Source organism: Micromonospora sp. NPDC049004, assembly GCF_040649315.1.
In the GTDB taxonomy this organism is placed as follows: domain Bacteria; phylum Actinomycetota; class Actinomycetes; order Mycobacteriales; family Micromonosporaceae; genus Micromonospora.
The window spans coordinates 204,138-211,297 of sequence record NZ_JBEZFG010000005.1 but is presented as its reverse complement, the minus strand read 5'-3'; the positions used below and the strand labels follow the sequence as shown (position 1 = coordinate 211,297).

Below are 7,160 nucleotides of genomic sequence, written 5' to 3'. Positions count from 1 at the left end.
CCCCACCACTTTTTTCATCCCCGTTGGTTCCCCCCGGGCCGCGCCTTCCCCCAAAACCGCCCCCCGGCCGGGGGGCCCCCCCCCTGGGGGGGCCCCCCCCCGGCGCGTCTGTGGTGTGGCAAGCTCGACCGCATGCGGCTGGAGAACGTCTGGTTGCGGTACCACAGGCGTGGTCCGTGGGTGCTGCGGGACGTGGACGTGCGGATCGGTCCGGGTGAGGTCGCGGTCGTCCTGGGCCGCAACGGGGTGGGCAAGTCGACGCTGCTCCAGGTGGCTGCCGGGGTGCTGCGGCCGGGTCGGGGCCGGGTCGTCGACCGGCCGGTCCGGGTGGGCTGGGTGCCGGAGCGCTTTCCGGCCGACCAGCCCTTCACCGTTTCTCGCTACCTGACCGGCATGGCCCGCGTGGCCGGGTTGGGGCGGTCGGCCGCCGATAAGGCGGTGACCACCTGGACGCAGCGGCTCGGCCTGGACGCGTTCAGCTCGGTGCGGCTTCCGGAGCTGTCCAAGGGCACCGCGCAGAAGGTGGGTCTCGCCCAGGCCATGCTGCGACGACCCAGCCTGCTGGTGCTCGACGAGCCGTGGGAGGGTCTCGACGCCACGACCCGCGAGCTGGTTCCCGAGCTGATCGACGAGGTGCTGGCCGACGGCGGCACGGTCCTGGTCAGCGACCACCGCGGGGAGACGGTCCGGCTGCCGGCCGCGCGCCGCTGGTCGGTGGCCGGAGGCGTGCTGACCGAGGAGACCGCGCCGACCGGCGAGGAGGCCATCGCGGTGGTCGAGGTAGCGGTGCCGGCCGCGCGGGTCGCCAGCACCGTCGCCCGGTTGCGCTCCGAGGGCCACCAGATTCTTCGCGTACGCGCCGACACCTCCACCACCGCACCACAGGCCCGACCCGCTGCCGCACCGCTGCGGCCGACGGGCGAACCGGCTCCCGACCAGCCCGAGGGCGCGGGCGCGGACGCGGTCGAGCAGGCGGCGGGGGAGGCCCGGTGACCGCCCTGGTGCGGATGCGGCTGGCCGGTTTCCTGCGGACGGGTCGGGCGTTGGCGCCGTTGCTCGCGGGTCTCGTCGTGCTCGGCACGCTCTACGGCGGCGGCCGGTCCCAGCCGGCCGAGGCGTACGGCGTCTCGGCCGTGGTGCTCTTCCCGGTGCTCGCCTGGCAGACCAGGATCCTGCTGGACATCGAGCCGGACGTGCAGCGCCGGCTCGCCCAGGTGACTGTCGGGGTGGCCCGGGAGCGCCTGGCCGGGCTCCTGGCGGCCGGCGTGGCGGCGCTGGTAGCGGTGGCGGTCGCGCTGCTCTTCCCCTGGTTGGTGGGCGGGGTCACCGGCCCGGTCGAGCCGGGGGACCGGTCCGTGCCGGTCGGCATCGCGCTGGGGCTGTGGGCGCATCTGCTGGCCGTACCCGCGGCGGTTGCCCTGGGCGCGCTGGCCAGCCGGGCGTCGGTGGGCGGCGCCGCGTACGGCGTGGCGGTGCTGGCCCTCGGCGGTGTCGGCGCGGTGGCGCTCGGTCTGCGCGGTTCGGTGGCGCCCTGGTTGGTTCCGCCGATCATGGCCACCGCGCGGACGACCGCGGGTGACGCCGCCGCCCTGACCCTGCTCGGGCTCACGCTCTGGGCGGTGGCGTGGAGTGCGGCGGTCACCGTCGGCTACCTGTGGCGGCGGCGGGCCCAGGGCTGACCAGCCACGGTCGGTGTGAACCAGCCACGGTCGGTGTGAGCGGGCTCACCGGGGGCGATTTGGCGCTCGTAGTGGGGGCGCGTACTCTTCAACAGTCATCCGTGTTTCCATGGATGAGGAACCACCCAGAGACCGCTGGTCACCGTGCTCCGGCACGGTCGAAGGTCCCGCGACAACGGGCGACCCGCGTAGGGCGGCAAGCGTAACTCGGCAGTGAGCATGGTCCGCCGACCGTGACGATCCGCCGGCCCTCGCCCCGTGCGCCCTGCGCCGGGGCTTTTCGTTGTCGTGCTGCCTCCGCCCCCGCTCCGGCTTCGGCCGTTTCGGGGACCAGCCTCGAGTAACGAGAGAGGAGGGACATGGCGGACAAGCCGATCCGGGCCGACAAGGCCACGGCCGTCGCTGAGCTGACCGAGAGCTTCCGCAACGCGGGCGCCACCGTGCTGACCGAGTACCGCGGTCTGACGGTTTCCCAGCTCACCCAGCTGCGGCGCTCGCTCGGCGCCGAGACCAGCTACACGGTCGCGAAGAACACGCTGGCGAAGCGTGCCGCGACGGACGCGGGTATCAACGGCCTCGACGAGCTGTTCACCGGTCCTACCGCGCTGACTTTCGTTTCGGGCGACGTCGTCGAGGCGGCGAAGGGGCTTCGCGACTTCGCGAAGGCCAACCCGAAGCTCGTCATCAAGGGCGGTGTCTTCGAGGGCAGGGCCATTTCCGCGGCCGAGGTCACGAAGCTCGCCGACCTGGAGTCCCGCGAGGTGCTGCTGGCCAAGCTGGCCGGCGCGATGAAGGGCAACCTGAGCAAGGCCGCGGCCCTGTTCCAGGCTCCGCTCTCCAAGGCCGCCCGTGCGGCGGCCGCCCTGGCGGACAAGAAGCGCGAGCAGGAGGGCGCCGAGGCGGCCTGAGGCCGCGCGGCGCACCCACGTTCTTAGACAACCTTTAGAAAGGACGCCAGATATGGCGAAGCTCAGCACCGACGAGCTGCTCGACGCGTTCAAGGAGATGACGCTGATCGAGCTCTCCGAGTTCGTGAAGCAGTTCGAGGACACCTTCGAGGTCACCGCCGCGGCTCCGGTCGCGGTTGCCGCCGCCGGTGGCGCTCCGGCCGCCGCCGAGGCCGAGCCGGAGAAGGACGAGTTCGACGTCGTCCTCGAGGCTGACGGTGGCAAGAAGATCCAGGTCATCAAGGTCGTGCGTGAGCTGACCGGCCTGGGCCTCAAGGAGGCCAAGGACGCGGTCGAGTCCGCGCCGAAGGCCATCCTGGAGAAGGTCAACAAGGAGACCGCCGAGAAGGCGAAGGCGAAGCTCGAGGGTGAGGGCGCCAAGGTCACCCTCAAGTGACCTGACGTTCCACCTGCGCGTGCCCGGCTCAGTGAGCCGGGACACGATCGCGTCGCGGCGGGCGGTGATCCGACACGGATCGCTGCCCGCCGTGTTTCGTGGATCGGGCGACAACCGTCCTGAGCTGGGCGTCGATGGTCGATGCGCGACCACCGGACGAGCCGACCCGGTCGCCCCCAGGTGGGAAAGAACCGACGACCCGGATACCGGCCCTTGACGCGGCCCCGGGCTGCCAGGCACGCTGAACACCAGCAAGACACCGCGCTTGCGACGGCCACGACGTGGGTAATGACAGCGGCGGCACCAACGGCCGCGGCAACCCGAGCGGCCCAGTGGGGACGTTGCGTTCTGAGCGGCCCGGCAGACCCCGGTTTACGGGGGCCGAGGCGCGTTCCGCGAACGACCTGCGGGGTGGGCTGGACAGCGGTTAGCCTCTCGGCTACACTGCTAGTTTGCGCTGCCTTCCGACTTGACCCCTGCTCGGAAATGTCCGTTTACGGATATTTCTGGTGGGGTCATTGGAGTGCACGCGTACCAGCCGTTCTGCAGCACCGGTCCTCGGAAGGACGCATCTTGGCAGCTTCCCGCCCTGCGAAGACCAGTCGTACGTCGAGCGCATTCGCTCCCCGCCGAGTTTCATTCGGCAGGATCACCGAACACCTCGAGGTCCCCAACCTCCTTGCCATCCAGAACGAGTCCTTCGACTGGCTCGTCGGCAACGAGGCTTGGCAGGGCCGGTCGGCGGACGACCCGCACGCACGCTCGGGTCTCGCGGAGATCCTTGAAGAGATCAGTCCCATTGAGGACTTCTCCGGCACCATGTCACTTTCCTTCTCGGCGCCGCGCTTCGACGAGGTCAAGGCCTCGATCGAGGAGTGCAAGGAGAAGGACCTGACCTACTGCGCTCCGCTCTTCGTGACCGCGGAGTTCACCAACAACACCACTGGCGAGATCAAGAGCCAGACGGTGTTCATGGGTGACTTCCCGATGATGACGCCCAAGGGCACCTTCGTCATCAACGGCACCGAGCGCGTCGTGGTCAGCCAGCTCGTCCGGTCCCCGGGCGTGTACTTCGACAAGCAGCCGGACAAGACCTCCGACCGCGACCTCTCCAGCGTCAAGGTCATCCCGAGTCGGGGTGCCTGGCTGGAGTTCGACATCGACAAGCGCGACACGGTCGGCGTTCGTATCGACCGCAAGCGTCGGCAGGCCGTCACGGTCCTGCTCAAGGCCATCGGATGGTCGGCCGAGCGGATCCGTGAGCGGTTCGGCTGGTCCGAGCTGATGATGACCACGCTCGAGAAGGACCACATCGCCGGCGCCGACGAGGCCCTGCTCGACATCTACCGCAAGCTGCGCCCTGGCGAGCCGCCGACGCGCGAGAACGCCCAGACCCTGCTCGACAACCTCTTCTTCAACCCGAAGAGGTACGACGTCGCCAAGGTCGGGCGCTACAAGTTCAACAAGAAGCTGGAAGTCGACGTGCCGATCACCACCGGCACGCTGACCGAGGACGACATCGTCGCCACCGTGGAGTACCTGTGCCGGCTGCACGCCGGTGAGGACGGCTACGAGGCCGACGACATCGACCACTTCGGCAACCGTCGTCTGCGCACCGTGGGTGAGCTGATCCAGAACCAGGTTCGGGTCGGCCTCTCCCGCATGGAGCGGGTCGTCCGCGAGCGGATGACCACGCAGGACGTCGAGGCGATCACCCCGCAGACCCTGATCAACATCCGCCCGGTGGTGGCGGCGATCAAGGAGTTCTTCGGTACGTCGCAGCTGTCCCAGTTCATGGACCAGACCAACCCGCTGGCGGGCCTGACCCACCGGCGTCGGCTGAGCGCGCTCGGCCCGGGTGGTCTGTCCCGGGAGCGGGCCGGCTTCGAGGTCCGCGACGTGCACCCGTCCCACTACGGCCGGATGTGCCCGATCGAGACGCCGGAAGGCCCGAACATCGGCCTGATCGGCGCGCTGTCCACCTTCGCCCGGGTCAACCCGTTCGGCTTCATCGAGACGCCGTACCGGAAGGTCGTCGAGGGTCGGGTCACCGACCAGATCGACTACCTGACCGCGGACGAGGAGGACCGGTTCGTCAAGGCCCAGGCCAACGCGCGCCTGAAGGCGGACGGCACGTTCGCCGAGGAGCGGGTGCTCTGCCGTCGTAAGGGCGGCGAGACCGAGGACGTCGTCCCCGGTGCCGTCGACTACATGGACGTCTCGCCCCGGCAGATGACCTCGGTCGCGACCGCCATGATCCCGTTCCTCGAGCACGACGACGCCAACCGGGCACTGATGGGCGCGAACATGCAGCGCCAGGCGGTGCCGCTGGTCAAGGCCGAGGCGCCGCTCGTGGGTACGGGCATGGAGTACCGGGCCGCTGTCGACGCCGGCGACGTGGTTGTCGCCGAGGTCGGCGGTGTGATCGAGGATCTCTGCGCCGACTACGTCACCATCCACCAGGATGACGGCCACCGCCGGACGTACCTGCTGCACAAGTTCCGCCGCTCCAACGCCGGCTCCTGCGTCAACCAGAAGCCGGTCGTCTTCGAGGGCGACCGCGTCGAGGCCGGTCAGGTCATCGCCGACGGTCCGTGCACCGACGAGGGCGAGATGGCGCTCGGACGCAACCTGCTGGTGGCGTTCATGTGCTGGGAGGGCCACAACTACGAGGACGCGATCATCCTGTCGCAGCGCCTCGTGCAGCAGGACGTGCTCACCTCGATCCACATCGAGGAGCACGAGGTCGACGCCCGGGACACCAAGCTCGGTCCGGAGGAGATCACCCGCGACATCCCGAACGTCAGCGAGGAAATGCTCGCTGACCTCGACGAGCGCGGCATCATCCGGATCGGCGCCGAGGTCGTCCCCGGCGACATCCTGGTCGGCAAGGTCACGCCCAAGGGCGAGACCGAGCTGACCCCGGAGGAGCGGCTGCTCCGCGCGATCTTCGGTGAGAAGGCGCGTGAGGTTCGGGACACCTCGCTGAAGGTGCCGCACGGCGAGACCGGCACGGTCATCGGTGTGCGCACGTTCTCCCGCGAGGACGGCGACGAGTTGCCGCCGGGTGTCAACGAGCTGGTCCGGGTCTACGTCGCCCAGAAGCGCAAGATCCAGGACGGCGACAAGCTCGCCGGCCGGCACGGCAACAAGGGTGTCATCTCGAAGATCCTGCCGATCGAGGACATGCCGTTCCTTGAGGACGGCACCCCGGTCGACATCGTGCTCAACCCGCTCGGCGTGCCGAGCCGGATGAACATCGGCCAGGTGCTGGAGACCCACCTCGGTTGGGTCGCCAAGACCGGGTGGAAGGTCGAGGGTGACGACGCCGAATGGAAGCGTCAGCTCCGCTCGATCGACGCGCACGAGTCCGAGGGTGACACCAACGTGGCCACCCCGGTCTTCGACGGTGCCCGCGAGGAGGAGATCTCCGGTCTGCTCGAGTCGACCCTGCCCAACCGGGACGGCAAGCAGCTGATCGGGCGCACCGGCAAGGCGCAGCTGTTCGACGGTCGTTCCGGCGAGCCGCTGCCCGACCCGATCGCGGTCGGCTACGTCTACATCCTGAAGCTCAACCACCTGGTCGACGACAAGATCCACGCTCGTTCGACCGGACCGTACTCGATGATCACGCAGCAGCCGCTGGGTGGTAAGGCGCAGTTCGGTGGTCAGCGCTTCGGTGAGATGGAGTGCTGGGCGATGCAGGCGTACGGCGCTGCCTACGCCCTGCAGGAGCTGCTCACGATCAAGTCCGACGACGTGCTCGGCCGCGTGAAGGTCTACGAGGCCATCGTCAAGGGCGAGAACATCCCGGAGCCGGGCATCCCGGAGTCGTTCAAGGTGCTGCTCAAGGAGCTGCAGTCGCTGTGCCTCAACGTTGAGGTGCTCTCCAGCGACGGTGTGGCCCTGGAGATGCGCGAGACCGACGACGAGGTGTTCCGGGCCGCCGAGGAGCTGGGCATCGACCTGTCCCGGCGCGAGCCGAGCTCGGTCGAAGAGGTCTGAGGTGAGCGGTCGGGGGGGGGGGGGGGGGGGCCCCCCCCCCCCCCCCCCGGAAAACGGGGAGGAAATGGAAAAGACAGACAACAAGAAAACTCAAAGAAATTAGAGAGGACTGACCAAGGATGAGTCGCCACC

The 7,160-nt window shown here is 69.2% G+C and carries 5 protein-coding genes; all 5 read left to right on the top strand.

Translation table 11 applies throughout. The annotated features are described in order from the left end of the window. Window positions 1-132 precede the first annotated feature (132 nt). The 5 genes from AB0B97_RS17190 to AB0B97_RS17170 all read left to right on the top strand — a co-directional run bounded on the left by AB0B97_RS17190 (window position 133) and on the right by AB0B97_RS17170 (window position 7,028). On the top strand, window positions 133-993 hold the full coding sequence (locus tag AB0B97_RS17190) for an ABC transporter ATP-binding protein (RefSeq protein WP_357494502.1): 861 nt from the start codon (window positions 133-135) through the stop codon (window positions 991-993). Further along, entirely contained in the window at window positions 990-1,679 is a 690-nt protein-coding gene (locus AB0B97_RS17185; protein WP_234583442.1) for a hypothetical protein, read from the top strand. The genes AB0B97_RS17190 and AB0B97_RS17185 overlap by 4 nt, the downstream gene beginning before the upstream one ends. A gap of 359 nt (window positions 1,680-2,038) precedes the next feature. Beyond that, window positions 2,039-2,587, top strand: a complete 549-nt coding sequence (rplJ, locus tag AB0B97_RS17180; protein ID WP_007465325.1) for a 50S ribosomal protein L10 — start codon at window positions 2,039-2,041, stop codon at window positions 2,585-2,587. A gap of 52 nt (window positions 2,588-2,639) precedes the next feature. Next, window positions 2,640-3,023: a 50S ribosomal protein L7/L12 gene (gene rplL, locus AB0B97_RS17175; RefSeq protein ID WP_007465324.1), complete on the top strand. Its 384-nt coding sequence runs from the start codon at window positions 2,640-2,642 to the stop codon at window positions 3,021-3,023. Window positions 3,024-3,596: 573 nt separating this feature from the next. Beyond that, window positions 3,597-7,028: a DNA-directed RNA polymerase subunit beta gene (locus tag AB0B97_RS17170; protein WP_234583441.1), complete on the top strand. Its 3,432-nt coding sequence runs from the start codon at window positions 3,597-3,599 to the stop codon at window positions 7,026-7,028. Window positions 7,029-7,160 lie beyond the last annotated feature (132 nt).